The organism is Streptomyces sp. NPDC031426, assembly GCF_055581585.1.
Window position 1 is genome coordinate 34437 of sequence record NZ_JBVIJE010000027.1, and the last position, 23443, is coordinate 57879.

At 71.3% G+C, this 23443-nt stretch carries 27 protein-coding genes; 12 read left to right on the plus strand and 15 right to left on the minus strand.

Translation table 11 applies throughout. From position 1 onward, the window contains the following. Window positions 1–220: 220 nt before the first annotated feature. The 7 genes from ACZ5NH_RS36240 to ACZ5NH_RS36270 all read right to left on the minus strand — a co-directional run bounded on the left by ACZ5NH_RS36240 (window position 221) and on the right by ACZ5NH_RS36270 (window position 7814). Window positions 221–934, minus strand: a complete 714-nt coding sequence (locus tag ACZ5NH_RS36240; protein ID WP_468781409.1) for a PH domain-containing protein — start codon at window positions 932–934, stop codon at window positions 221–223. 250 nt (window positions 935–1184) lie between these two features. Beyond that, window positions 1185–2672 carry a sensor histidine kinase gene (locus tag ACZ5NH_RS36245; RefSeq protein ID WP_468781411.1) on the minus strand — a complete coding sequence of 496 codons (1488 nt, stop codon included), beginning with the start codon at window positions 2670–2672 and terminating at the stop codon, window positions 1185–1187. Continuing rightward, window positions 2669–3397 carry a response regulator transcription factor gene (locus ACZ5NH_RS36250; protein ID WP_388630899.1) on the minus strand — a complete coding sequence of 243 codons (729 nt, stop codon included), beginning with the start codon at window positions 3395–3397 and terminating at the stop codon, window positions 2669–2671. The genes ACZ5NH_RS36245 and ACZ5NH_RS36250 overlap by 4 nt, the downstream gene beginning before the upstream one ends. A 1084-nt stretch (window positions 3398–4481) precedes the next feature. Next, window positions 4482–4721 carry a hypothetical protein gene (locus ACZ5NH_RS36255; protein ID WP_388630896.1) on the minus strand — a complete coding sequence of 80 codons (240 nt, stop codon included), beginning with the start codon at window positions 4719–4721 and terminating at the stop codon, window positions 4482–4484. Between the two features lie 58 nt (window positions 4722–4779). Next, entirely contained in the window at window positions 4780–5778 is a 999-nt protein-coding gene (locus ACZ5NH_RS36260) for a S1C family serine protease (protein ID WP_468781413.1), read from the minus strand. 124 nt (window positions 5779–5902) lie between these two features. Further along, the gene (locus ACZ5NH_RS36265; protein WP_468781415.1) at window positions 5903–6928 is read right to left on the minus strand and encodes a LacI family DNA-binding transcriptional regulator; all 1026 of its coding nucleotides are present in this window, start codon (window positions 6926–6928) and stop codon (window positions 5903–5905) included. A gap of 97 nt (window positions 6929–7025) precedes the next feature. Beyond that, complete coding sequence (locus ACZ5NH_RS36270) at window positions 7026–7814, minus strand: winged helix-turn-helix transcriptional regulator (RefSeq protein WP_388630888.1); 789 nt, start codon at window positions 7812–7814, stop codon at window positions 7026–7028. A 195-nt stretch (window positions 7815–8009) separates the two neighbouring features. On the opposite strand from ACZ5NH_RS36270, the gene ACZ5NH_RS36275 reads away from it, so the two are divergent. Genes ACZ5NH_RS36275 through ACZ5NH_RS36285 form a run of 3 tightly spaced genes read left to right on the plus strand, consistent with a single transcriptional unit; the run spans window position 8010 to window position 10343 of the window. Next, window positions 8010–8870 carry an alpha/beta hydrolase family protein gene (locus ACZ5NH_RS36275; protein WP_468781417.1) on the plus strand — a complete coding sequence of 287 codons (861 nt, stop codon included), beginning with the start codon at window positions 8010–8012 and terminating at the stop codon, window positions 8868–8870. A 47-nt stretch (window positions 8871–8917) separates the two neighbouring features. Next, complete coding sequence (locus ACZ5NH_RS36280) at window positions 8918–9172, plus strand: MoaD/ThiS family protein (RefSeq protein WP_388630882.1); 255 nt, start codon at window positions 8918–8920, stop codon at window positions 9170–9172. A gap of 1 nt (window position 9173) precedes the next feature. Continuing rightward, window positions 9174–10343 carry a hypothetical protein gene (locus ACZ5NH_RS36285; protein WP_468781419.1) on the plus strand — a complete coding sequence of 390 codons (1170 nt, stop codon included), beginning with the start codon at window positions 9174–9176 and terminating at the stop codon, window positions 10341–10343. 144 nt (window positions 10344–10487) lie between these two features. Here the strand turns inward: ACZ5NH_RS36285 and ACZ5NH_RS36290 are convergent, their stop codons facing one another. From ACZ5NH_RS36290 to ACZ5NH_RS36310, 5 genes are all read right to left on the minus strand, one after another. Beyond that, a complete protein-coding gene (locus ACZ5NH_RS36290) occupies window positions 10488–11210 on the minus strand; it encodes a hypothetical protein (RefSeq protein WP_468781421.1) in 723 nt (240 codons plus the stop codon). Window positions 11211–11601: 391 nt separating this feature from the next. Next, window positions 11602–11892: a DUF1416 domain-containing protein gene (locus ACZ5NH_RS36295; protein ID WP_384776111.1), complete on the minus strand. Its 291-nt coding sequence runs from the start codon at window positions 11890–11892 to the stop codon at window positions 11602–11604. A gap of 57 nt (window positions 11893–11949) precedes the next feature. Next, the gene (locus ACZ5NH_RS36300; protein ID WP_450985659.1) at window positions 11950–12795 is read right to left on the minus strand and encodes a sulfurtransferase; all 846 of its coding nucleotides are present in this window, start codon (window positions 12793–12795) and stop codon (window positions 11950–11952) included. A gap of 129 nt (window positions 12796–12924) precedes the next feature. After that, window positions 12925–13005, minus strand: coding sequence for an Ms5788A family Cys-rich leader peptide (locus ACZ5NH_RS36305; protein ID WP_350751515.1), 81 nt, complete (start codon window positions 13003–13005; stop codon window positions 12925–12927). Between the two features lie 198 nt (window positions 13006–13203). Continuing rightward, window positions 13204–13947: an LmeA family phospholipid-binding protein gene (locus ACZ5NH_RS36310; protein ID WP_388630870.1), complete on the minus strand. Its 744-nt coding sequence runs from the start codon at window positions 13945–13947 to the stop codon at window positions 13204–13206. 199 nt (window positions 13948–14146) lie between these two features. Here ACZ5NH_RS36310 and ACZ5NH_RS36315 point away from each other — a divergent pair, with 199 nt between their 5' ends. Continuing rightward, complete coding sequence (locus tag ACZ5NH_RS36315) at window positions 14147–14410, plus strand: DUF3099 domain-containing protein (RefSeq protein WP_388630868.1); 264 nt, start codon at window positions 14147–14149, stop codon at window positions 14408–14410. A 4-nt stretch (window positions 14411–14414) separates the two neighbouring features. Here the strand turns inward: ACZ5NH_RS36315 and ACZ5NH_RS36320 are convergent, their stop codons facing one another. Then, window positions 14415–14777 carry a DsrE family protein gene (locus ACZ5NH_RS36320; protein ID WP_450985661.1) on the minus strand — a complete coding sequence of 121 codons (363 nt, stop codon included), beginning with the start codon at window positions 14775–14777 and terminating at the stop codon, window positions 14415–14417. 555 nt (window positions 14778–15332) lie between these two features. Between ACZ5NH_RS36320 and ACZ5NH_RS36325 the strand changes: the two genes are divergently transcribed. The 3 genes from ACZ5NH_RS36325 to ygfZ are packed head-to-tail and all read left to right on the plus strand — an operon-like array spanning window position 15333 to window position 17370. Continuing rightward, entirely contained in the window at window positions 15333–15908 is a 576-nt protein-coding gene (locus tag ACZ5NH_RS36325) for a heme-binding beta-barrel domain-containing protein (protein WP_388630859.1), read from the plus strand. 49 nt (window positions 15909–15957) lie between these two features. Continuing rightward, window positions 15958–16395: a Fur family transcriptional regulator gene (locus ACZ5NH_RS36330; RefSeq protein ID WP_451554065.1), complete on the plus strand. Its 438-nt coding sequence runs from the start codon at window positions 15958–15960 to the stop codon at window positions 16393–16395. A 9-nt stretch (window positions 16396–16404) separates the two neighbouring features. Further along, window positions 16405–17370 carry a CAF17-like 4Fe-4S cluster assembly/insertion protein YgfZ gene (gene ygfZ / locus ACZ5NH_RS36335; protein ID WP_468781424.1) on the plus strand — a complete coding sequence of 322 codons (966 nt, stop codon included), beginning with the start codon at window positions 16405–16407 and terminating at the stop codon, window positions 17368–17370. A gap of 287 nt (window positions 17371–17657) precedes the next feature. On the opposite strand, the gene dtd is transcribed toward ygfZ, so the two are convergent. Next, the gene (dtd, locus tag ACZ5NH_RS36340; RefSeq protein WP_351805233.1) at window positions 17658–18083 is read right to left on the minus strand and encodes a D-aminoacyl-tRNA deacylase; all 426 of its coding nucleotides are present in this window, start codon (window positions 18081–18083) and stop codon (window positions 17658–17660) included. 159 nt (window positions 18084–18242) lie between these two features. On the opposite strand from dtd, the gene ACZ5NH_RS36345 reads away from it, so the two are divergent. The 3 genes from ACZ5NH_RS36345 (at window position 18243) to ACZ5NH_RS36355 (ending at window position 21456) form a co-directional block, all read left to right on the plus strand. Next, window positions 18243–18902, plus strand: a complete 660-nt coding sequence (locus ACZ5NH_RS36345; protein WP_468781426.1) for an RsiG family protein — start codon at window positions 18243–18245, stop codon at window positions 18900–18902. A gap of 85 nt (window positions 18903–18987) precedes the next feature. Further along, a complete protein-coding gene (locus tag ACZ5NH_RS36350) occupies window positions 18988–20226 on the plus strand; it encodes a GNAT family N-acetyltransferase (RefSeq protein ID WP_468781428.1) in 1239 nt (412 codons plus the stop codon). 378 nt (window positions 20227–20604) lie between these two features. Further along, a complete protein-coding gene (locus ACZ5NH_RS36355; protein ID WP_468781430.1) occupies window positions 20605–21456 on the plus strand; it encodes a GntR family transcriptional regulator in 852 nt (283 codons plus the stop codon). Between the two features lie 13 nt (window positions 21457–21469). Here ACZ5NH_RS36355 and ACZ5NH_RS36360 read toward each other — a convergent pair whose 3' ends face one another. Further along, window positions 21470–21637 carry a hypothetical protein gene (locus tag ACZ5NH_RS36360; protein WP_451554061.1) on the minus strand — a complete coding sequence of 56 codons (168 nt, stop codon included), beginning with the start codon at window positions 21635–21637 and terminating at the stop codon, window positions 21470–21472. 133 nt (window positions 21638–21770) lie between these two features. On the opposite strand from ACZ5NH_RS36360, the gene ACZ5NH_RS36365 reads away from it, so the two are divergent. Further along, window positions 21771–22652, plus strand: a complete 882-nt coding sequence (locus ACZ5NH_RS36365) for a FadR/GntR family transcriptional regulator (RefSeq protein WP_388630837.1) — start codon at window positions 21771–21773, stop codon at window positions 22650–22652. Then, on the plus strand, window positions 22601–23431 hold the full coding sequence (locus ACZ5NH_RS36370; protein WP_468781433.1) for an HAD family hydrolase: 831 nt from the start codon (window positions 22601–22603) through the stop codon (window positions 23429–23431). Before ACZ5NH_RS36365 ends, ACZ5NH_RS36370 begins: the two co-directional genes overlap by 52 nt. Window positions 23432–23443 lie beyond the last annotated feature (12 nt).

Below are 23443 nucleotides of genomic sequence, written 5' to 3' on the forward strand. Positions count from 1 at the left end.
CCGACGCCGACCGCGTCCTGGTCGTCGACCACGGACGCCTGGCGGAGACGGGCACGCACCAGGCACTCCTCGCCCGGGGTCGGCGTGTACGCCCGTCTCGCCCAGCCGCTGCCGGAGGTGGTGGCGGCGCCGACGGGCGACGACACACTGATCCTGCGCCGGTGAGGGCGATGACGCCGCAGACGGCCGACGGCACATCGCGGCATTTCCGGCGGGGCGCTCAGCGCGGCAGACGCAGGGCGCGGGCGGCGAAGTACCGGGCGAGCAGGAGCCCGAGCAGGCCGAAAGCGGCCAGCGGTATGACCAGGAGCAGCAGGTAGAGGTTGGCCGGCGTCCCGGCGACGTCCTCCCCCAGCGCGACCAGGATCATCAAGGCGAACACCCCCACGGCCGCGACGCTCGCCCACTGCCATCCCCGTCGTCGCCCGGCCTGCCGCAGGATCCCCTCCTCGATCTCGGCCCGCTGCCCGTAGGGCATCCCGTACCGCCAGGCGGCCTCGCGCAGGGCCGCGACCTCGGCGCAGGGATCGTCCAGCTGCCACTCGTTGATCTGCGGGAGCAGGAAGCGGCGGCCTTCCAGGTCGTACAGGTAGGCCAGCCACCGGGGGTGGGCGTTGAGGGGCTGGCTGCCGGAGTACTCGATCCGGATGTCGTAGACGGTGGACCATGCCCAGGTGCGTGCCCGCAGGGGGCCCTGGCGGGTGATTCCCCGGGCCGTCACCACGGTGCGCGCCCGCCACTCCGACAGGGCGGCCCACACGCCGACCGCCACGAGAACGGCGAGCAGCACGGGGGTCCACCAGATCGGCACGTCGTGGCGGGTGCGGATGGTCTGCAGCGCGGCGTTGCCCAGGAGGATGAGCGGCACCACCGCGGCGTGCAGGGGCCGTCTTCGCTGCCTGCGGTACTCCCGTGCCGGCGCGCCCTCGTCCATGGAGATCCCCTCCCCGGCGCACCGGAAGTGTGCGCGACCGAGGAGAGGCTAGACCTCGTGTGCGGGGCGGTGAGGAGGGGGTGGGCGATACGATCCGCCGCCACGCGCCGGTCATGGACGGGTCGCGGAACGCGCACGCTCACACCGCGAGCAGGGCGGCGGGCCGGCAGCACCTGGCAGACCCGAGCTGAGCCGCTCCCGGATCCGGCGACTGCGCGCCCTGCCGAAGCCGGAGTGACCGCCGGCTCGCTCAGCCGACCAGGGTCTCGGTCGTCTCCGGCGTCTCCGGCGGCGACGTCGGCGCGCCCGGCAGCCGTATCGTCGCCACCGTGCCGCCGCCCTGCGCGGGGGAGAGGGTGACCTCGCCGCCCGCCTGCTGGACCGTGCGGGCCACGATGGACAGGCCGAGGCCCGAGCCGGGCAGGGCGCGGGCGCTGGGGGAGCGCCAGAAGCGGTCGAAGACGTACGGGAGTTCGTCCTCCGGGACACCGGGGCCGTGGTCGCGGACGGTCAGGACGCCGTCGGTCAGCCGCACCTCGACCGAGCCGCCCTCGGGGCTGAACTTCACCGCGTTGTCGAGGACGTTGACGACCGCGCGCTCCAGCGCGGAGGGCTCCGCCCGGACGTACCAGGGCTCCAGGTCCGACGTGATCGTCAGCTCCGGGCCGCGCAGACGGGCGCGGCGCAGTGCCGCCTCGACCGCGTCCTGGAACGACACCACCTGGACCCGCTCACCGTGCTGCCCCTCCGAACGGGACAGCTCCTGCAAGTCGCCGATCAGCGCGGCGAGTTCGGTCATCTGCGCCTTCACCGAGGTGAGCAGCGCCTTGCGGTCCTCCGGCGGCAGCGGACGGCCCGTCTCCTCGCTGCGGGTCAGGAGCTCGATGTTCGTGCGCAACGACGTCAGCGGCGTGCGGAGTTCATGGCCGGCGTCGGCGATCAACTGCTGCTGGAGATCGCGGGAGCTGGCCAGGGAGGCGGTCATGGAGTTGAAGGACCGGGAGAGCCGGGCGACCTCGTCCTCGCTGTCGTCCTCCACGGGGATGCGGATGGTCAGGTCCTCGGTCCGGGCCACGTGCTCCACGGCCTCGGTCAGCTTGTCGACCGGGCGCAGACCGGCGCGGGCGACGGCCAGGCCCGCGGCGCCGGCCCCGACGACTCCTATCCCCGAGACGAGGAGCAGGATGAGGGCCAGGTCGTTGAGGGTGTCCTGGGTGGTCTTGAGCGGTGTGGCCACCAGCAGGGCCGTGTTCGGGTACAGCTGGGGCGGGGTCGCCACGCCCTCGTTGACCACCAAGGGCATGGTCAGCACGCGAACGGCGTCTCTGTTGCTGTCCGTCCCGTTGCGGAGGAGGCCCTTGCGGCTGTCCACCGACTTCGCCACGTCCCGGTCGCTGGAGACGGTCTTCACCGCGCCCGCGGAGTTCGAGAAGATGCAGGCCGTGCCGTCCGCCTTGACCAGCTCGAAGTAGTAGTTGCCGCGCGACCGGAACCCGAAGGCCGACTCCGACGGGGCCTGGGGGCAGCTGGACAACAGCGTGGTGACGTCGTCCGCCATCTGGGGACGCTGGATCGCCTTCTGCAGGTCGGTGTCGACCTGGTCGTACAGTTTCCCCTGCACGATGAACCAGCACGTCACCGAGACCGCCGCCACCGCGAACGCCACCGCCGCCGCGACCAGCATCGCCAGCCGGGCCCTGATCGGCAGGGACCGGTAGCGCCGTACCAGCCTGCTCACTCGGCGCCGCCCTGCCGCAGGACGTACCCCACGCCCCGCACGGTGTGCACGAGGCGCGGCTCGCCGCCGGCCTCGGTCTTGCGGCGCAGGTACATGACGTAGACGTCGAGGGAGTTGGAGGAGGGCTCGAAGTCGAAGCCCCAGACCGCCTTCAGGATCTGCTCGCGGGTGAGGACCTGGCGCGGGTGCGCCATGAACATCTCCAGGAGGGTGAACTCCGTGCGGGTCAGTTCCACCTGCCGGCCGCCGCGTGTGACCTCACGGGTGACGAGGTCCATGCGCAGGTCGGCGAAGGTCAGCGCCTCGTCCTCCTGGGCCTCGGCGGACACCGCCGCCGCGTACGAGCTGCGGCGCAGGAGGGCGCGGATACGGGCGAACAGCTCGTCCAGCTCGAAGGGCTTGACCAGGTAGTCGTCGGCGCCGGCGTCGAGGCCGGTCACCCGGTCGCCGACGGTGTCGCGGGCCGTCAGCATGAGGATCGGGGTGGTGTCTCCCGCCCCGCGGATACGGCGGGCCGCGGTCAGGCCGTCCATGCGCGGCATCTGGATGTCCAGGACGACCAGGTCGGGCTTGTAGGCGGTCGCCTTCTCCAGCGCGTCCGCGCCGTCGACGGCCACCTCCGTGTCGTACCCGTCGAAGGCGAGACTGCGCTGGAGCGCCTCGCGTACGGCCGGCTCGTCGTCGACGATCAGGATGCGCTGGGGGTCGCCTTCGGCGGGGCTCATGGCTCGCGATTCCTCGGGGTGCGGTGGTTGGGGCGGGTGGATGGGGGTGCCTCTCGGCTGACTCTCAGCCTGCCACGACCGACGGTCCGGGAGGCAGACCTGCCGGGTGCGGCCCGTGGGGCGGTCGGTTCGGCAGTCGGTTCGTGCTCGGCCTTCGGTGCCCTGGCCGGGGGTCGGACCCGGTCCGGGGCCGGCTTTGACGGTGGTCGATGCGGGGTCGGTGCGGTCGGCGAGGCTGGTGCCGAGGGCCGGCCGCCGCGGCGGTTGCCGCGGATGGTGGTCGGGTCCCGGCCCGGAGGTCGGCCCCGGTCCGGCGGCAGGACCCGGCGGTCGTCAGGCCCGAACCGGAGGCCCACCCGGTCCGAGTCCAGTGTCGTCCGGGGCTGGTCCGGGGCTGGGCCTGTGCGGGGTCAGTGCCGTCCGGGGCCCACCCGAGGCTGGGCCTGTCCGAGTCCGGTCCCGTCCGAGTCCGGTCCCGTCCGGGGCCCACCCGAGGCTGGGCCTGTCCGAGTCCGGTCCCGTCCGAGTCCGGTCCCGTCCGAGTCCGGTCCCGTCCGAGTCCGGGCCCGTCCGGGGTCAGTGCCGTCCGGGGCCCACCCGAGGCTGAGCCCACCCGAGGCTGAGCCCACCCGAGGCTGGGCCCGTCCGAGTCCGGTCCCGTCCGGGGCTGGGCCTGTGCGGGTCAGTGCCGTCCGGGCCTTGCCCGAGGCCGGGTCCGTCCGAGTCCGGTCCCGCCGGGGCCCACCAGAGGGCTGGATCCATCCGAGTCCAGTGCTGTCCGGGGCCCACCCGAGGCTGGGCCCGTGCGGGGTCAGTGCTGTCCGGGGCTTGCCTGAGGCCGGGCCCGTTCGAGTCCAGTCCCGTCTGGGGCTCGCCCGACGCTGGGCTCGACTGAGGCCAGTTCCCGCTGGTGTGAGGTCCAACCCCGGCGGCCAGGCCAACCCGAGGTGTCAGGCCCAAACCGAGATGTCAGGTCCAACCCAGGCGGTCAGGCCCAACCCGGGGCTCAGGCCTGGGGGCGGGCCGGGCCTCGACGGTCAGGCCCGCCCCGGCGTCAGCCCCGCCCCCGGCGTCAGCCCCCGGGTCAGGCCAGCGCCGCGGTCAAGCGGTTCATGGGGACCTTGCGGCGGTGGGTGCGGACGGGGCCGGTGCGCAGGCCCATCAGTTGCGGGACCGGCGTGACGACCACCTCGGGTGCACGGGACGCCTGCTCGGGCTTGCGGGGCGCCGGGATCGGCACGTGCAGGTCCCAGGAGACCGTGAGGGCCAGGGTGAGGTCGGTGGGACCGTGGTCGGCGATCTGGTGCGAAACCTTGGTGATCATGACGTACTCCCTGCTGACTGGTGCCGTGCCACGCGCTGCCTGGTGCGGGGCTCACGCGCTAGCTGTTGTTGCCCGACCGCAGCTTGGCCAGGTCGGACTTGACGGTGTTGACGGGGATCGCGAACCCGAGGCCGATGCTGCCCGCGTCCGAGGACGAGGAGGACTGCCGGCTCGACGAGTACATCGCGGAGTTGATGCCGATGACGTTGCCGCTCGCGTCGATCAGGGCGCCGCCGGAGTTGCCCGGGTTGAGGGAGGCGTCCGTCTGGATGGCCTTGTACGTCGTCGTGGACGAACCCGTGTCGCCGTTGAACTGACGGCCGCCGAACTGGAACGGCCACTGTCCGTCGCCGCCCTGCCCCTGACCCTGGGTCTCGTCGGTGGAGACGGTCACGTCCCGGTTGAGGGCGGAGACGATACCGCTCGTGACGGTGCCGGTCAGGCCCTCGGGGGAGCCGATCGCGACGACCGAGTCGCCGACCTGGACGCCGGAGGAGTTGCCGAGGGCGGCGGGCTTCAGATCCGACGCGCCGTGAAGCTTGATCAGCGCGAGGTCCTTGGAGCTGTCGGTGCCGACGACATCGGCGGTGTAGCTGGTGCCGTCACTGGTGCGCACCTTGATCGACTGCGCCCCGGAGATGACGTGGTTGTTGGTGACGATCTCGCCGTTCGACGTGATGATCACACCGGAGCCGGTGGAGGAGCCACTGCTGAGAGTCGCGCTTATCTCCACCACGCTCGGGCTGACCGCGGCAGCGATCGCGGCGACGTCACCCCGCTTGCCGGTCGGCACCACGTTCGTGGTCGTACCGGTGGCGGAGACCGTGTCCTTGCCGGTCAGCTCCTGGAAGCCGTACGCCGTGGCACCGCCCACCGCGGCGGCGACGATGGCGACGGCCGCGAGGAGGGCGACGGGACCCCGGTTGTGCTTCTTCCGCGGCTCCGGCGCCACCGCCGTCACCGGCGGGTACGGCGGCGGAGGCGGCCACTCGGGGCTGACGGAGGTGGAGTAGCTGCTACTCGGCTGCTGGGTGTATCCACCCTGGCTCTCGGTCATGTCAGAAGCCTCCCCTGTGACCATGAGAGCTTCCTGAGTGCTCGCTGAGAAGCCCGGCAGAACCTCGTTTGCCCGATATAAAGACCTGCCGGTGCGGCTCAGGGCCCACACCTGCCGGTGCGGCTCAACCCTCGCAGCCGCAGCTCGTGCGCACCACCAGCCGGGACGGGAACGTCCTCAGCCGCTCCCGCCGCGACCCCGCCACCCGCAGCCCGTCGTCGAGCACCAGGTCGACCGCCGTCCGGGCCATCGCCGAGCGGTCCGAGGCGACCGTGGTCAGCGGCGGGTCGGCCAGCGCCGCCTCCTTGATGTCGTCGAACCCGGCCACCGCCAGCTTGCCGGGCACGTCGATGCGCAGCTCGCGCGCCGCCCGCAGCAGGCCGATCGCCTGGTCGTCGGTGGAGCAGAAGATCGCCGGCGGCCGCTCGGGGCCGGAGAGGATGTCCAGGGCGACCTGGTAGGCGTCGTAGCGGTTGTACGGCGCCTCGAACAGCCGGCCCTCGGTGGACAGCCCCGCCTCGGCCATGGCCCGCTTCCAGCCCTCGACGTGGTCGGAGACCGGGTCGCCGACGGCCGGGGTCTCGGCCGTACCGCCCATACAGGCGACGTACTCGTAGCCGTGCTCCAGCAGGTGGCGCACGGCGAGCTGGGCGCCACCGAGGTCGTCCGTCACCACGGCGACGTCGTCGATGGCCTCGGGGCGCTCGTGCAGCAGGACCACCCGGGCGTCCCAGGCGTCGATCTCGGCGGCGGCGAGGTCGTTCAGCGCGTGGGAGACCAGGATCAGGCCCGAGACGCGCATGCCGAGGAAGGCGCGCAGATAGTGGACCTCGCGTTCACCGATGTAGTCGGTGTTGCCGACCAGGACCATCTTGCCGCGCTCGGAGGCGGCCTGCTCGACCGCGTGCGCCATCTCGCCGAAGAAGGGCTGCCGGGCGTCCGGGATGATCAGGCCTATGAGATCCGTGCGCCGGGAGGCCATCGCCTGGGCGACCCGGTCGGGGCGGTACCCCAGTTCCTTGATCGCGGCGAGGACACGCTCGCGCGTGGCCGGGGCGACCGGCCGGGGTCCGTTGTTGATGACATAACTGACGACGGCGGTGGAGGTTCCAGCCAGCCGTGCCACGTCATCCCGAGTCACCTTGGCCACGCGCGGAGTCTACGCGGATTGACCCGTTCTGGGCAGGGCGTATCAGTGCTTGGATGTGCGGAAGCAATGCCCGGCCCGAACGGCGTTCATGCCTGCGCTAGACGTCGGCGTGGATCTCGGAGCCGTCACGGACGGCGGATGTGTCCGCATCCTCCGCCTTTGCCTGCTCCGCCCTGGCCTTGGCCTGCTCGGCGGCCCGCTCGGCCTTGTCGGCCTTCTCGGGCGTAACGAATCGATAACCGACGTTCCGGACGGTGCCGATCAGCGACTCGTGCTCCGGGCCGAGCTTGGCGCGCAGCCGCCGTACGTGGACGTCGACCGTGCGGGTGCCGCCGAAGTAGTCGTAGCCCCACACCTCCTGCAGCAGCTGGGCGCGGGTGAAGACCCGGCCCGGGTGCTGGGCGAGGTACTTCAGCAGCTCGAACTCCTTGAAGGTCAGGTCCAGGACCCGGCCCTTGAGCTTGGCGCTGTAGGTCGCCTCGTCCACGGAGAGGTCGCCGTTGCGGATCTCCATCGGGGAGTCGTCGTTGACGATCTGCTGGCGGCCCATGGCCAGCCGCAGCCGCGCCTCCACCTCGGCGGGGCCGGCGGTGTCGAGGAGCACGTCGTCGATGCCCCAGTCGGCGGTGACGGCGGCGAGGCCGCCCTCGGTGACGACGAGGATCAGCGGACAGCCCGGACCGGTGGAGCGCAGCAGCTGGCACAGGCTGCGCACCTGGGGCAGATCGCGGCGGCCGTCGACGAGGATGACGTCGGCGCCCGGGGTGTCGACCAGGGCGGGGCCCTCCGCCGGGGCCACCCGCACGTTGTGCAGGAGCAGGCCGAGGGCGGGCAGCACCTCCGTCGACGGCTGGAGGGCGTTGGTCAGGAGCAGCAGAGAACTCATATGTCTGGTTCCTCCTCGGTCCCTGCGCGGCTGTGCGGACGGGCACTGCTCTGCGATCCCGAAGGCCCCGTACACCGCGGGCCCTCCCCGGCGCCTTCGCCTGGGGTTTCCCACTTCGTATACAACGCTTCCGAAAGCACAAAAGGACCCGGGGGCTGCACTGCCCGAGTCCTCATGCCCAGCAGAATAGCCCACATGAGGAACCGTTCGGCAGGTCAAGTGGCGCATTCCACCGTTCGTCCGAATCGCGAGACACGCAGACAGGCGCCTATCCGGACGTTTCTGCGCACCGCCGACGGAATTCCGATCGATTCCGTATACGATCCGGGCGCCGTCGTATACGAAAGTTCCGGATCCGATCCCGACACCGGCCATTCGGCCGCCCGTGACCTGGTGTTCGTCGTCGCCCACGGGTTCACCGGGGACGTGGACCGTCCGCACGTTCGACGGGTGGCGGGCGTCCTGCGCGGCTACGGCGCGGTCGTCACCTTCTCCTTCCGCGGCCATGGACGCTCCGGCGGCCGCTCCACCGTCGGAGACAAGGAGGTCCTGGACCTCGCCGCCGCAGTCGCCTGGGCCCGCGGCCGCGGGCACGCGCGCGTGGCGACCGTCGGCTTCTCCATGGGCGGCTCGGTGGTCCTGCGGCACGCCGCCCTGGAGCCCGCCACGGTCGACGCGGTGGTCTCGGTCAGCGCCCCGGCCCGCTGGTACTACCGGGGCACGGCCCCCATGCGCCGCCTGCACTGGCTGGTCACCCGCCCCGAGGGCCGCCTGGTCGGCCGCTACGGCCTGCACACCCGGATCCACCACCGCGAGTGGGATCCGGTCCCGATCTCCCCTTCGGAGGCGGTCCCCGGGATCGCCCCCACCCCGCTGCTGATCGTGCACGGCGACCGCGACGGCTACTTCCCCCTCGACCACCCCCGGATGCTCGCCGAGGCGGCCGGTGACCACGGCGAACTCTGGGTGGAGGCGGGCATGGGCCACGCGGAGCACGCGGCGGACGACGCCCTGCTCGCCCGGATCGCGGGCTGGGCGGCCGTCAAGGCGGGCTAGCCTGACTGCACTCTTTATTTCTTACTCGCTGTCGATTGAGGAATCAGATGCCCAAGGTCACGGTGCGCTACTGGGCCGCCGCCAAGGCCGCGGCCGGTGTCGCCGAGGAGCCGTACGACGCGGACACGCTCGCCGACGCGCTGGCCGCCGTGCGCGCGCGCCACCCCGGTGAACTCACAGGCGTGCTGCAGCGCTGCTCCTTCCTCGTCGACGGTGACCCCGTCGGGACCCGCGCGCATGAGACGGTACGGCTGGCCGAGGGCGGCACGGTCGAGGTGCTCCCGCCGTTCGCAGGAGGGTGAGATGAGCGACCAGCCGTATCAGGGCCAGGGCCCCCACGAGGGCTACCAGGGCTACCAGGGCTACCAGGGCTACGACCCCTATCAGCAGCAGTGGCCCCAGCAGGATCAGCACGCCGGACACGGGCCGCAACAGCCCGGCTACGACCCCCAGCGCACCCAGCAGTGGCAGGGGCAGACCTGGGATTCGCAGACGCACGCGTCGCTGCAGGCGCCCGCGCAGGCGGCGTATCCGCCGGCGCAGGCGTACGAGGGGCCGTACCAGCAGCAACACCAGCAGTATCAGCAGCAGCAGTACGCGGCCGCTCCGCAACCGGAGCCGCACACTGCACCCGCACCCGCAGCCACCCCCGCCCCGGAAGCCGTACCCGAGTCCGGGCCGGCCTACGGCCCCGCCACGCTCGCCGGGAACGCCCGGATCACGGACGCCCAGCGGGCGCGCCTCGAGGGCCGTTCGCCGATCATCGAGCCCGGTATGCAGCCGGCGCTGCTGACCGCGCTGCTGGGCCTGCTGCTGGCCGCGGCGGCGCCGGTCGCCTCGTACGCGCTGGTCCTGCCGCTGGTGGTGCTGCAGGGCGTGACGGCGGCGGGCTGGTTCCGGCTGAACGGCATGTGGCCGGCCCGGCAGGGCATCGCGCTGGCGTTCCTGGGCGGGCTGGCGGCCGACGCGGCGGTGCTGGTCGCCGGCCGTGACCACGCCCCCGCGGCGATCCTCGGTCCGCTCGGCATCTGGGTCCTGCTGGCCCTGGTCCTGCAGCTGCGCTCGCACGCCTCGCCGGACGAGCGGATGTACGGCCTGATGGCGACGGTCGTCTCGTCGGCCCTGTCGGTGCTGGCCACCGGGTACCTGGGCGCCGGCGCGCACGCGGTGTCCGTGGGCGCCGCGGCGGTGGCGGTGGCGATCCTGGCCCGGGTCCTGCCGCTGCCGACACCGGCGTCGGTGGTGGTCTCGCTGCTGGCGGCGGCCGGCGCGGGGATCGCCGTGGGCGGGATGACCGGGCTGGGCGCGAAGGGCGCGCTGCTCGGCGCGGCCGCCGGGGTGTGCGCGCTGATCGGTCACCGCGTGGCCAGTTACGACTACCCGTCGAGGTTCGTGCACTTCACGGCCGGGGTGGCGTTGCCGCTGTCGGCTGCCGCGCCCGTGGTGTGGGTGCTGGGAAGGGCGCTCGGTTAGAGCCGTTCCCCCTCGATCACGCCCCGTCCGTTGCCGCACGGGGGACAAGCCGGAGCCCCGGCCCGATTCCGGCGGGCCGGGGCTCCATGTCATACAGCGGGCTGTGAGTTGCCGGCGGATTGCGGGTTGCCGGCGGGCTCTGGGTTACCGGCCACCACCGTCGCCGCCCCAGCCGCCTTCGCCGCCGCCCCAGCCGCCGTCGTCGCCGCCCCGGCCGCCGTCGCCGCCGCCCCAGCCGCCGTCGCCGCCCCAGCCGCCGTCGCCGCCCCAGCCGCCGCCCCAGCCGCCCCAGGGGCAGCCGACCACGCGGAAGCTGCCGACCACGCCGTCCTTGACGTGGAGGCCCTCCGTGTGGCGGACGCGCACGCCGTCGCTCTGGCTGTGGGGTCCGACAGTGGCGACGGGAGCGCCGTTGTCGCAGACCGCGCCGCGGAACACCTCGACAACCCGGCGGCTGTCGTTCCGGATGTTCAGCGTCTTGGCGCCCAGGCCACTGACCACGGTGATGCAGTCACCCGGGTGGGCGGAGTAGGACCGCTCGTTGATCTCGATCCGGCCTCCGTCCCAGCCGCCGCCCCAGCCGCCACCACGGCCGCCACCACGGCCCTCGCGGCCCTCGTTGCCCTTGCCGAAGTTGTTGTTGCCGTTGTTGTTGTTGCCGTTGTTGTTGCCGTTGCCGTTGTTGTTGCCGTTGCCGTTGCCGTTGTTGTTGCCGGCGCCACCGAGCGGGGCGGCAGCGGCCGCCTGGTGGACGGCCGGCGCCGCCTCCGGGGCGGAGGCGGCCGAGGCGTAGGTGACGCCGGTCGCGGCCAGAGCCGCGGCAGCCGCTGCCGCAGCGGTGACGACGGTGGAACGCGAGATCTTCATCGTGCTTCTCCAGTCTCTGAGACACCGACACGTTGGCCGGTCGTCATGGAACGTATTCGCCGACCGCTATGGCTGTCATGTCGGAAATGGCGAGAGACTGCGTTTTTGTACACCAATTGGGGGAATTGTGGCCGATAACGGCCGCTCGCCGTTCATCGAGGAGGCGTCAAATCACCGTGGAAATAGGCGAATTGACTCACCGCTAGACCTTTTGGATGATCTTAGTACTAGTGCCTACCCCAGCAGCAAGCGTGTCGTTACTGGCGCAATGAGGCGCGTCGCGCTAGCAACGGCCCACCGCGCATGCCGAAGGGCCGCACCCCCACTGGCGTCCAACCCCGGGGATGCGGCCCTTCGACCGTCACTGTGCTGCCGCTTCGCGCAGGCCCGATCAGACCGCGATGGCGACCTCGGCCAGCGCGCCCTTCTCCGCCACGACGACCGTGCGGTCGGCCGTCGCGCCCGGGATCAGCGCCCGGACCGTCCAGGTGCCCTCGGCCGCGTAGAACCGGAACTGACCGGTCGCCGAGGTCGGAACCTCGGCGGTGAACTCGCCGGTCGAGTCCAGCAGACGGACATAGCCCGTCACCGGCTCGCCGTCGCGGGTCACCTGACCCTGGATCGTGGTCTCACCGGGCTTGATCGTCGAGGCGTCCGGGCCGCCGGCCTTCGCTCCGCACATGCTGTTTCTCCAGAGGGGTGTGACCGGGAGGTCGGTCGGGATGGATGAGGGGTGGGCTTACTTGTTCGCGCCGAGCTCGATCGGCACGCCGACGAGGGAGCCGTACTCGGTCCAGGAGCCGTCGTAGTTCTTCACGTTCTCGACACCGAGCAGCTCGTGCAGCACGAACCAGGTCAGGGCCGAGCGCTCACCGATGCGGCAGTAGGCGATCGTGTCCTTGGCGAGGTCCACGTTCTCCTCGGCGTAGAGGGCCTTCAGCTCCTCGTCCGACTTGAAGGTGCCGTCGTCGTTGGCGTTCTTCGACCACGGGATGTTGCGGGCGCTCGGGACGTGACCCGGACGCTGCGACTGCTCCTGCGGCAGGTGCGCCGGGGCGAGCAGCTTGCCGGAGAACTCGTCGGGCGAGCGCACGTCGACCAGGTTGTGCGAGCCGATCGCGGCGACGACGTCGTCACGGAAGGCACGGATCGAGGTGTCCTGCGGCTTGGCCTTGTACTCCGTCTTGGCGCGCTCCGGGACCTCGTCGCCGGCGACCAGCTCGCGGGCGTCCAGCTCCCACTTCTTGCGGCCGCCGTCGAGGAGCTTGACGTTCTCGTGGCCGTAGAGCTTGAAGTACCAGTAGGCGTACGAGGCGAACCAGTTGTTGTTGCCGCCGTAGAGGACCACCAGGGTGTCGTTGGCGATGCCCTTCTCCGACAGGAGCTTCTCGAAGCCCTCCTGGTCGATGAAGTCGCGGCGGACCGGGTCCTGCAGGTCCTTGGTCCAGTCGATGCGGATCGCGTTCTTGATGTGGTTCTTCTCGTAGGCGGACGTGTCCTCGTCCACCTCGACGATGGCGATGGCCGGGTCGTCCAGGTGCTCCTGCAGCCAGTCGGCATCGACCAGGACGTCGGTGCGGCTCATGCTCTTTCTCCTCCGGGGCAGTTGCGGCGGGGTGTGCGAGTACAGGGGTGCGCGCTCGTAGGGCCCGAGCGGCGCACGGGTGCCCTTCCAGCAGGGCTGCGGTGAGATGCGGAAGCCGGGGACTTTCGCTCAGAAGGGGCGACAGAGCATGGCGGCAACGCGGCACAGGTCCACTGCCCGCCGCTTCGTGAGATCCGCCTGTCGCTTCATGCATGCGATCGTAGGGACGTCCGGGCGGGCGTGTCACCGGCGTGTCATATGACGAGACACGATCGTCCGTATGGCGGGACGAGAAGAGCGCCCGGCGGCCGCCCCGCGGCCTCCCGAGCGCTCGCGCGGGTCGCCGCGTCTACTCAACGGACGACCCGTCTCGCCAGTCGGACGTACGCCTGCCGTCCGGGCGTGGTCCTACCCCGCCAGCTTGACGTCCGAACCCTGCACGCTGATCTCCACGCCGTCCTGCGCGGCCTGCACCTTGTCCAGCCTGACGCCGCCGGGCAGCTGGTTGATGGCCTGCTGGAAGTCGGTGATCTCGCGGATGCGGTTCTCGGCGATCGCGGCGGCGGCGAGCTTGGGCAGGGAGTCGGCGTGTACCTGCACCCTGTTGTTCTCGACGGTCACGGTGCTGAGCACGGACACGGTCTGGTTGATCGGCAGGGGGCCGAGCGTGCCGGTGAGCTTGGCCGTCACCTTGATCTTCCCGTGGCCGCCGTCGGCGAGACTGACGACCTTGGCCTTGAGGCCGGGGACGACCTCGGTCGGCTCGGGCTTGGCGGTCTTCAGCAACTCGGCGTAGGAGATCGTCGCGGTGCCGGTGGCGCTGGAGGCGGTGGCGGAGCTGTAGTCGCCGGAGAAGGAGACGCCCTTCATGTCGGCCTGCAGATCGTCGATCCGGATCGTCTTCCCGGCGGTCCCGGTCGCGGCCTCGTAGTCCTTGATCCCGACCTCGACGTCGTCGAGCGAGCCGCCCGCGACCTGGGTGAGGAACGGGAACCCCTTGATGCTCACGTCCGGCGTCGAGGCCAGGTTCTCCGTCGACTTCAGCTTGTCGGCGGCCTCCCCCTCGGCGAAGTGCACGGCCACCCGGTCCGCGATCACGAACAGCCCACCCAGAATCACGACGAGGATCAGGATTATTCGCAGGGCGCGCATGTGGTGTATCCCCCGGGTCGGCGGTCGGTGGTTTGGCTACGCCAAGGTAACTCCGCGGCGCGCGGCCCGGGGAAGAATGTGGATCACTTGTGACAGCCGACTCGCTGCCGGTGCGTCCACCGAACGGCCGCGACCGCCGACTGGTGTGGCCTACGCCGGTCCCGCGTGCCGGATCCGGGCCACGGCCTACCCTGAACTTATGTACGCGCGGCGGCGGCACATCTACTTCGCCATGATGGGGACGTGCATCGGCCTCTTCGTCCTGGCCTGGGGGGTCGTGCGCATCTGGTCGGTGCCGGCGGCCGTCGGCATGTGCATCGTGGCCATGATCATCCCGCCGGTCGCCGCGATGATCGCGAACCGGCGCGGCCCCGAGGACCGCTGGTGGGACGACCCCTCCGGCGATCCCCAGTCGGACGAGTGGTGGGACGAGCTGGACGGCAAGAAGCGCCCGCGGCCGTGAGGCGTCAGTACACGAGCGCCTGGGCGCCGTCGGCGAGCGCCTCCTGTACGAAGACCTGCGCACCGGCGATCCGTACGCCCTCGATGACGTCCTTCTCGGTGATCTCGCGCCGGGCCGCGCACTGCGTGCAGAGCGTGATGCGCCCGGCGGCCAGGATCGACTCGATCAGATCCGGGAGCGGCGCCGCGTGCGGCAGCTCGAACTCGGCGGCCCGCCCCGGCAGCGCGAACCAGGACGACTCCCCGGTCAGCCACAGCGACACCTCGACCCCGCTGGCCACGGCCACCGCGGCCACGGTGAACGCCTGCGAGCAGCGCTCAGGGGCATCGGCCCCGGCCGTCACCTTGATCACGAGCTTGTTGGTCATACGGGAAGCGTAGCCGTGAGGACGATTGTCCCGATCAGCGTGGCCATACACAGGGCGGTGAGTACGCCGCTGACGGTGGCGCCGTCGACCGATCCCGCGGGCGCCGTCGCTGCCGGGCCGGCTCCGCGGAGGACGACGAGTTCCGCGGCTACGACGGTCCGACGCTCGCCCTGCGCGGGGCTCCTTCCAGCACGATGGACGACTCGTACCCCTCGGCGGCCTCCGGCGACGTCATCGCACTCGTGGTGCAGTCCCGCGCGGACGGTGCGAAGGAGATCCCGTTCCAGCAGACGGTGGTCCTGCAGCAGCGGCTGCTCGACTGGGGCCCGAAGGGTGACGCCGCTACGGACGACCTCGCAAAGAGAGCGGGCTCCCGGCCGCGTAAGCTGGGGCCCGGCTCTGTCGTATGCCCACCCTCGCTCAAGGAGCACCCGTGGAGATCTTCTTCGAAACCCTGCTGGTCCTGGTCTGCGTCGGCGTGCTCGCCTTCGCCGGTCTGACCGTGAAGAAGCTGTACCAGGGCCAGCGCTGAACCACCTCTAGGAAGCTTCCCTCATGATCGAGATCCCGTCCGACCTGCACAAGGACCTGGTCCCGCTCGCCTTCCTGCTCGGCAACTGGGCCGGGGCGGGCGTGCACGACTTCCCCGGCTCGGAGAAGTGCAACTTCGGGCAGGAGGTCAGCTTCACCCACGACGGCCGGGACTTCCTGGAGTACCACTCGCACACCTGGGTGCTCGACAACGACGGCAACAAGGTCCGCCCGCTGGAGTCGGAGTCCGGCTACTGGCGGATCGACGCCGACCGCAAGGTCGAGGTGACGATGACCCGCGACGACGGCGTCATCGAGATCTGGTACGGCGAGATGGCCCACCAGAAGCCGCAGATCGACCTCGTCACGGACGCCGTCGCCCGCACGGCCGCCTCCCAGCCCTACAGCGGCGGCAAGCGCCTCTACGGCTACGTCAAGAGCGACCTCATGTGGGTCGGCGAGAAGCAGACCCCCGAGGTCGAGCTGCGCCCCTACATGTCCGCCCACCTGAAGAAGGTCGTCACCCCCGAGGACGTCGAGCGCTGGGCCAAGGCCCTCCCGGACGACCTCCCGGACGACGGCATCGCCTTCTTCAAGTAGGCCCGTCTTCCCCAAGTGGGCCACACCGAGTGGTCCTAGACTCGTGGGTGTGGTGAGCACCGACTGGAAGAGCGACCTCAGGCAGCGCGGCTACCGGCTGACGCCGCAGCGGCAGCTTGTCCTCGAAGCCGTGGACACCCTTGAGCACGCGACCCCCGACGACATCCTCGGCGAAGTGCGGAAGACGGCGTCGGGGGTCAACATCTCCACGGTCTACCGGACGCTGGAGCTGCTGGAGGAGCTGGGCCTGGTCAGCCACGCCCACCTCGGGCACGGTGCGCCGACGTACCACCTCGCCGACCGCCACCACCATCTGCACCTGGTCTGCCGCGACTGCGAGAACGTGATCGAGGCCGACGTGGACGTGGCCGCCGAGTTCACCGCCAAGCTGCGGCGGCAGTTCGGGTTCGACACCGACCTGAAGCACTTCGCGATCTTCGGCCGGTGCAAGGACTGTTCGCTGAAGAGGTCAACTACCACGTCGTAGGCTGACGGTATGAAGAGCCCTCTGCTGTCCCTGCCCGGCGCCGTTCCCGCCGAGGGTGTGGACGAAGGTGTCGCCGCCCACTACGGCGACCTGTTCCGCGAGCAGCGCGCCCTCGCCGACGGCACCGGTTTCGTCGACCTGTCCCATCGCGGTGTCATCACCGTCAGCGGTGCGGACCGGCTGAGCTGGCTGCACCTGCTGCTCACCCAGCACGTCAGCGAGCTGCCGGCCGGTGAGGCCACCGAGGCGCTGATCCTCTCCGCGCACGGGCACATCGAGCACGCGCTGTACCTGGTGGACGACGGCACGACCGTCTGGGCGCACGTCGAGCCCGGTACGCAGGACGCGCTGCTCGCGTACCTGGAGTCGATGAAGTTCTTCTACCGCGTTGAGGTCGCCGACCGGACGGCCGACTTCGCGGTGGTCCACCTGCCCGCCGGGTCCATCGCCGAGGTGCCGCAGGGCGTCGTCGTACGCGAGACGCCGTACGGCCGTGATCTCTTCCTGCCGCGCGAGGACCTGGAGTCCTTCGCGGCCGCGCACGGGCCCGCCGTCGGCCTCCTCGCCCACGAGGCGCTCCGCGTCGAGCAGCACCGGCCCCGGCTCGGCTTCGAGACCGACCACCGGACCATCCCGCACGAGGTGGGCTGGATCGGCACGGCGGTGCACCTGCAGAAGGGCTGTTACCGGGGGCAGGAGACCGTCGCCCGGGTGCAGAACCTCGGCAAGCCGCCCCGGCGCCTGGTCTTCCTCCACCTGGACGGCAGCGAGGTGCATCTGCCCGTGCCGGGCACGGAGATCCGGCTCGCCGACGAGGGCCCGGAGGGCCGCAGGATCGGCTTTGTGACGACGTCGGCACGGCACCACGAGCTGGGCCCGGTGGCGCTGGCGCTGGTGAAGCGGAACGTGCCCGTGGACGCGCGGCTCCTGGCCGGAGAGACGGCCGCCGCGCAGGAGGTCGTGGTCGAGCCGTAGTCGTGCGACGGGGACCGCGACTGCGTCAGTAGCCGCTCAGGGGAGTCCGTACGCGCCGCAGCGCCTCCGGACCGGCCGCGCTGTGCCAGCGCGACGGGTCGGCCGGGCGCCGCCCCCACAGCAGCAGGACGCGGGTGGCCGCGTCGCTCTCGATGGTGGCGGGGCCCTCGGGGGCGGCGAACCGGATGCCGCGCCGTCGGCGTCGGCGGTCACCACGATGTCGTCCGTGCCCGGGGTGCGCAGGCGGCCCTCGATCCGTCGGGCAAACCGGCCGATCCGGTGCCGTCTCAGACCTCGATCAGCACCGTGAAGGGTCCGTCGTTCGTCAGCGACACCCGCATCCGCGCGCCGAACCGCCCCGTCGCCACCGTCGCGCCCAGCGCCCGCAGCCGGGACACCACCTCGTCCACCAGCGGCTCGGCGACATCGCCGGGGGCGGCGGCGTTCCAGGTGGGCCTGCGGCCCTTGCGGGCGTCGCCGTAGAGCGTGAACTGGCTGATGACCAGCAGGGGTGCGTCGATGTCGCTGCACGACTTCTCGTCCTGCAGCATGCGGATCGACCAGAGCTTGCGGGCCAGCTGCGCCGCCTTCTCCTTGGTGTCCTCATGGGTCACCCCGACCAGGACGCACAGCCCCTCGCCCTCGATCGCGCCGACCGTCTCACCGTCCACGACGACGCTCGCGCCGTCCACTCTCTGCACCACCGCACGCATGCGGACCATGATGCCGGGTGCCCGGTACGCGGTCACAGGGGGTCCAATATCGATCCCTTACCCCCCATCTGGGGCCGTTCGGGGGCACTCGGTCACATAGCGGCCAGTTGGGGTGGCACGATGCTTTCACACGCCGGTCGAGGGGACGGTCACAAGCACATGAGCACACCGAGTACCAGCGGGTGGCTGGGGGCGCAGGGGACGTACCGGCCGCCCGCCCAGCGCGCCGACGCGCCGGCGAGCCCGGCGTCCCCGGCGTCCCCGGCGGGCCCCGCGCTGCCCGCGGAACCTCCCCCGGACTCTTCGAGCTGGGCGGACCCCCATCCGCTCGACCTCGCCCGGCTGAGCCTGCCCGAACTGCGCACGCTTCGCCGCGACGCCCAGCGCGACGAGGCGGACCTCAGCTATGTGCGGCGGCTGCTGCAGGGGCGGATCGACATCCTGCGCGCGGAGCTGTGCCGGCGGGGCCGCGCGTCCGTGCCGGCACCCGCGGACGGTTCCATGGTCGACCGGCTTCCGGAGATCCTCAAGGACGCCCCGGCCCGGCACCGCTCCTCGGCCCGCCATGTCACGCTCGGCACCCCGCACAACGAGGAGTACCGGCAGCTGGCCGCGGAGATGCTCGCCGAGGTCGAGCTGTCGGACCTGCAGGCGCGGACCGACCTGGAACTGGCCAGCGCGATGGGGCGCCTGGTGCGGTACGAGCAGGAGGTGTCCCGGCGTCGCCAGGGGTTGCAGCGGACGACCGACGACTGCAGCGGGGAGATCGCGCGGCGGTACCGGGTGGGCGAGGCACAGGTCGACGACCTGCTGACATGACGTCGGGCGGGCGGCGGCGCCCGCGAGTGCGGGAGGCGTGGAAACCCAGGCGACAGGCGGCGCGGCGCCCGCCTACCGTGGCCCCATGAGCGACGTCCGGATAGTCACCGAGGCCGACTTCGAGGACTGGCAGCGCGCGCTGGCCACCGGGTTCCTGGAGCCACCCGCCCTGACGCCCGAGGAACTCGACGCCCGGCGCCTGCAGTTCGTGCCGGGCCGGCTGCTCGGTGCCTTCGACGGCGGCCGGTGCGTCGCCACCTTCCGTTCCTTCGCGCAGGAGCTCACCGCGGTGGGCGGCGGCCTGGTCCCGGCGGACGCGATCAGCAACGTCACCGTCAGCCCCACCCACCGCCGCCGTGGCCTGCTGACCCGGATGATGAACCAGGACCTCGCGGCGGCGAAGGAGCGTGGCGACGTGGTCGCCACGCTGATCGCCGCCGAGTACCCGATCTACGGCCGCTACGGCTTCGGCCCGGCCACCTGGTCGACCCAGTGGACCGTGGAGGTGCCCCGGGCCGGCCTCGATCCGCGCTGGTCGGGCCCCGACGACGGGGGCCGCATCGACCTGGTGGACGGGGCGGAGGTCCGCAAGCTCGGCCCGGAGCTCCACGAGCGGTTCCGGCGCGCCCAGCCCGGTGCGGTCAGCCGGGACGAGCTGTGGTGGCAGATGCACACCGGGGCCGTCCGTTACCGCGCCGACTGGACCGAGCCGTTCTACGCCGTCCACCGCGCGGCCGACGGCGAGGTCCAGGGCCTGGTGGCGTACAAGTCCGACGACACCTGGAACGGCAAGCAGCCGGACCAGACCGCCTCCGTGCTCAAGCTCACCGCCACCACCCCGGCGGCCGAGCGCGCCCTGTGGCACTACCTGTGTTCCATCGACTGGATCACCAAGGTCAAGACCGGCTTCCGCGGCCCCGACGACCTGCTGCCGTGCTACCTCCCCGATCCGCGCGCCGCCCGGATCACCGGGCACGCGGACTGGCTGTGGGTGCGGATCCTGGACGTCGTACGGGCCCTCCAGGCGCGGACGTACGAGGGGACGGGCACGCTGGTCCTGGAGGTCGTGGACGACGCCGGGCTGGCCGGGGGCCGGTTCCGGCTGGAGGCCTCGCCGGAGGGGGCGTCCTGTGCGCCGGCGGGCACCGAGGGCGCCGATCTCACGCTGGGCGTCGGCGAGTTGGCCTCGGTCTGGCTCGGCGGCGAGTCGGTGCTGCGGCTCGCGGCGCTCGGGCGGGTGCGGGAAGAACGAGAGGGCGCCGCCCGGAAGGCCGACGCCCTGTTCCGCTCGTCCGAGCGTCCTTGGTGCCCGGACATCTTCTGATCGCTGCCTGCTGACCGCTCCCTCCTGCCGGCGGCTTTGGACTGTGCATCCGTAGCGAGCTGTTCAGTTGTGGCTGTGCTGGCGGTGTTCAGTTGTGGCTGTGCGATGTCGTGTTCAGTTGTGACTGTGCGCTTCGGTGGCCGTCCCCTGCCCGGGCTCCCGGCTCCCCTCCGGAAGGGAGCCCGGTCGGCCAACCACTGGGAAGCTTGACCATGTCCTGCAAGTTGGCAGCCAACTTCACCGTACTTATGTCCGCCAGGAAGCGGCTCATAACCAGCTATCGACGAACTGCCGGAACTTGGCGGGAAGTTGTAGTGTTTGTCCGTGGACCCGGAGCACGCCTCCGCCAGTGGACGGACGAGGTCACAGCGGCCCCATATGTCCCACCGCGACATCGCCGACGAACTGCGCAGCCGGATCAGGGCCGGGCTGCTGCGGCCGGGTCAGCGCATGCCCACGCAGGCGGAGCTGGCCGTCGAGTTCGGCGTCGAACGCGGTGCCGTGCGCCAGGCCCTGCGCATCCTGCAGTCGGAGCGTCTGCTCACCAACGTGTCCAAGGGCAGCCCGGCCACCGTGGCGGCGGTGCCGGGACCGGCCCGGATGCCGGCCGGACCGGCGGCGCCGCAGCCCACGATGGTCGGCCTCGCACCCCGGATAGCGGAGGCCTTCGCCGCCCCCCACGTGCGGATCGACGCGCTCTGCCTGACCTCGGTCTCGCTCACGCTGGCCGTCGGCGAGCCGCTGAGGCAGATCCACGCGGGACGTCTGAAACCGGCCAAGATCGACGTCCGGGTGCTGCTGCCCAGCCGTGACATCGACCTCGCCTTCCCGGCCCCGGTGGCCGCCGACGACCACGGTCTGCTGCACCGGCGCTGGCTGGCCCAGCGCAACGCCCAGGGCATGGTGCTGCGGCAGAACCTGCTGGCCCTGTGCACCACGCACGGCGTCGACGTCCGGGTCTCCTTCCGGGCCCTGCCGTTCACCCCGCCGGTCAAGCTGTATCTCCTCAACGGCTCCGAGGCGCTGTTCGCGTACTACACGCTCAAGCGCCGCGAGCGGGAGATCGAGCACGAGCACCTGGAGCTGTACGACGCCGACGGCACGCGCTCGATGCTGTTCGCCTTCGAGCGACGTGCCGGGGAGCGCGACGCCGCGTTCGTGGAGCAGTCGCGGCTGTGGTTCGACGCGCTGTGGGAGACGATCAGTTCGGAGCTTCTGCTCAGTTCCTAGGACTGGTGAGGCTTTACAGCGCCGGACCCGCGAGGAGTACGGCGAGCAGCACGGCGCCGGCGGAGATGGCCTTGTGGCTCTTGGTCTCGATGCCGACGGAGATCAGAAGCAGTCCGACGGCGCCGGCGACGCCGTACTTCCACTGGACGAGTTGCTCGACGAGGAGAGCGAGGGCAGGCACGGCGGTTCCCCCTTCAGAAGATTGGCCAACTCGGAAAAGTTGGCAACCAACTCCAACTAAGTTGTCCCCACTTGGTCCGAGTTCATAAACAACTTCTCGGCAACTCCCCATAGATGGATCAAAGTTGTAGCGTTTGGTCGTGACCCAGGAGCATGTGGCAGTGAACGGCAGCAGGAGGCTCACGCCCCAGGAGATCGCCGACACCCTGCGCGAGCGGATCCGCACCGGCGGGCTGCAGCCGGGCGAGCGGCTGCCCACCCAGGCCGAGCTGGCCGGGGAGTTCGGCGTCGAGCGGGGCGCCGTACGCCAGGCGCTGCGGGCGCTCCAGGAGGACGGGCTGCTCGCCGACGTCAGCAAGGGCAGCCCGCCGCGGGTCGCCGAGCCGCAGCCCCAGCGGGGGGAGCCGCAGCCGACCATGGTGGCGCTCGCGCCCCGGCTGACCGAGGCCTTCTCGGCGCCGCACGTGCGCATCGACGCCCTCTGCCTGACCGCCCAGAGCCTGATCCCCGCGCTCGGCGAGCCGCTGCGCCTGATCCACGAGGGCCGGCTGCGCCCCGAGCGGATCGACGCCCGCATCCTGCTGCCGTCCCGCGACATCAGCCTCGCCTTCCCGGTGTCGGTCGACGCCGGGAGCGAGGAGGACCACGCCGTGCACCGGCGCTGGCTGGCCATGCGCAACGCCCAGGGCCAGGTCCTGCAGTACAACCTGCAGGCGCTGCGCGGCACCCACGACATCGACGTCCATGTCACCTTCCGGGCGCTGCCGTTCACCCCGCCGGTCAAGCTGTACCTGCTCAACGGGGTCGAGGCGCTGTTCGCGCACTACATGGTCACGCGCCGCGCGGAGCCCACCGACAGCGGGACGCTGGAGATGTACGACACGCTCGGCTCGGAGTCCCTGCTGTTCTCCTTCGAGCAGCGGGCCGGGCAGCGGGACGCGGCGTTCGTGGAGCAATCGCAGAAGTGGTTCGACGCCCTCTGGGAAACCATCACCACGGACCTGACACTCTCCTAGTGACTTCTGATGCGACGACGCAGACCGATGCGACGCAGACCGACACGACGCGGAACGAAGGGACCGCGAGGCGGACCGCGGACGAGATCGACGAGCTCCGGGGTCTGATCGAGGGTGCCCGGGTGGTCCTGTGGGACTTCGACGGGCCGATCTGCCGTCTGTTCGCGCGGCACAAGGCCGAACGGGTGGCGACCGAGCTGGTGGACTGGCTGGCCGGGCGCGGGCTGAACAACCTGCTCAGCGACTCCGAGCGGGACTCGCTCGACCCGCACGAGGTGCTGCGCGCGGTGGACCTGCGGCACCCCGGCAGCGACCTCGTGACCGAGCTGGAGGAACGTCTCACCCAGGAGGAGCTGCGGGCCGCCGGATCCGCGCTGCCCACCGCCTACGCCGATCCCCTGATACGCACCTGGACCGCGGTGGGCGCCCGGCTGGCCATCACCACCAACAACTCCCCGAAGGTGGTTCGCACCTATCTGAACGACCGCGGCCTCACCGGCTGCTTCGCCCCCCACATCTACGGCCGTACGACCGAGCTGCACCTCCTCAAGCCCGACCCGCACTGCCTCAACCGGGCGCTGGCCGCGACGGGCTCCGCCCCTTCGGCGGCCCTGATGATCGGCGATTCGCCGTCCGACCTCGCCGCCGCGAACGACGCAGGCGTGCCCTTTCTCGGCTACGCGCGTAACGATCGGAAGGGGAAGCTTCTGCGGGATGCCGGTGCCGGGCACGTCGTCGCGTCGCTGGAGCCGTTGCTGCGGGTGCTGCGGGGCTGGTGACGGCGGGCCGTG

Bases quoted from the DNA above. Each gene is read 5' to 3' on its own strand.
- ACZ5NH_RS36260 (WP_468781413.1), bottom strand. From the start codon at position 5,778: ATGACCGAGAGCCAGGGTGGATACACCCAGCAGCCGAGTAGCAGCTAC.
- ACZ5NH_RS36270 (WP_388630888.1), bottom strand. From the start codon at position 7,814: ATGAGTTCTCTGCTGCTCCTGACCAACGCCCTCCAGCCGTCGACGGAG.
- ACZ5NH_RS36355 (WP_468781430.1), top strand. From the start codon at position 20,605: ATGTCCCACCGCGACATCGCCGACGAACTGCGCAGCCGGATCAGGGCC.
- ACZ5NH_RS36315 (WP_388630868.1), top strand. From the start codon at position 14,147: ATGTACGCGCGGCGGCGGCACATCTACTTCGCCATGATGGGGACGTGC.
- ACZ5NH_RS36255 (WP_388630896.1), bottom strand. From the start codon at position 4,721: ATGATCACCAAGGTTTCGCACCAGATCGCCGACCACGGTCCCACCGAC.
- ACZ5NH_RS36275 (WP_468781417.1), top strand. From the start codon at position 8,010: ATGAGGAACCGTTCGGCAGGTCAAGTGGCGCATTCCACCGTTCGTCCG.
- ACZ5NH_RS36295 (WP_384776111.1), bottom strand. From the start codon at position 11,892: ATGTGCGGAGCGAAGGCCGGCGGCCCGGACGCCTCGACGATCAAGCCC.
- ACZ5NH_RS36300 (WP_450985659.1), bottom strand. From the start codon at position 12,795: ATGAGCCGCACCGACGTCCTGGTCGATGCCGACTGGCTGCAGGAGCAC.
- ACZ5NH_RS36290 (WP_468781421.1), bottom strand. From the start codon at position 11,210: ATGAAGATCTCGCGTTCCACCGTCGTCACCGCTGCGGCAGCGGCTGCC.
- ygfZ (WP_468781424.1), top strand. From the start codon at position 16,405: ATGAAGAGCCCTCTGCTGTCCCTGCCCGGCGCCGTTCCCGCCGAGGGT.
- ACZ5NH_RS36345 (WP_468781426.1), top strand. From the start codon at position 18,243: ATGAGCACACCGAGTACCAGCGGGTGGCTGGGGGCGCAGGGGACGTAC.
- ACZ5NH_RS36285 (WP_468781419.1), top strand. From the start codon at position 9,174: ATGAGCGACCAGCCGTATCAGGGCCAGGGCCCCCACGAGGGCTACCAG.
- ACZ5NH_RS36310 (WP_388630870.1), bottom strand. From the start codon at position 13,947: ATGCGCGCCCTGCGAATAATCCTGATCCTCGTCGTGATTCTGGGTGGG.
- ACZ5NH_RS36240 (WP_468781409.1), bottom strand. From the start codon at position 934: ATGGACGAGGGCGCGCCGGCACGGGAGTACCGCAGGCAGCGAAGACGG.
- ACZ5NH_RS36325 (WP_388630859.1), top strand. From the start codon at position 15,333: ATGATCGAGATCCCGTCCGACCTGCACAAGGACCTGGTCCCGCTCGCC.
- ACZ5NH_RS36305 (WP_350751515.1), bottom strand. From the start codon at position 13,005: ATGAAGCGACAGGCGGATCTCACGAAGCGGCGGGCAGTGGACCTGTGC.
- dtd (WP_351805233.1), bottom strand. From the start codon at position 18,083: ATGCGTGCGGTGGTGCAGAGAGTGGACGGCGCGAGCGTCGTCGTGGAC.
- ACZ5NH_RS36350 (WP_468781428.1), top strand. From the start codon at position 18,988: ATGAGCGACGTCCGGATAGTCACCGAGGCCGACTTCGAGGACTGGCAG.
- ACZ5NH_RS36250 (WP_388630899.1), bottom strand. From the start codon at position 3,397: ATGAGCCCCGCCGAAGGCGACCCCCAGCGCATCCTGATCGTCGACGAC.
- ACZ5NH_RS36280 (WP_388630882.1), top strand. From the start codon at position 8,918: ATGCCCAAGGTCACGGTGCGCTACTGGGCCGCCGCCAAGGCCGCGGCC.
- ACZ5NH_RS36320 (WP_450985661.1), bottom strand. From the start codon at position 14,777: ATGACCAACAAGCTCGTGATCAAGGTGACGGCCGGGGCCGATGCCCCT.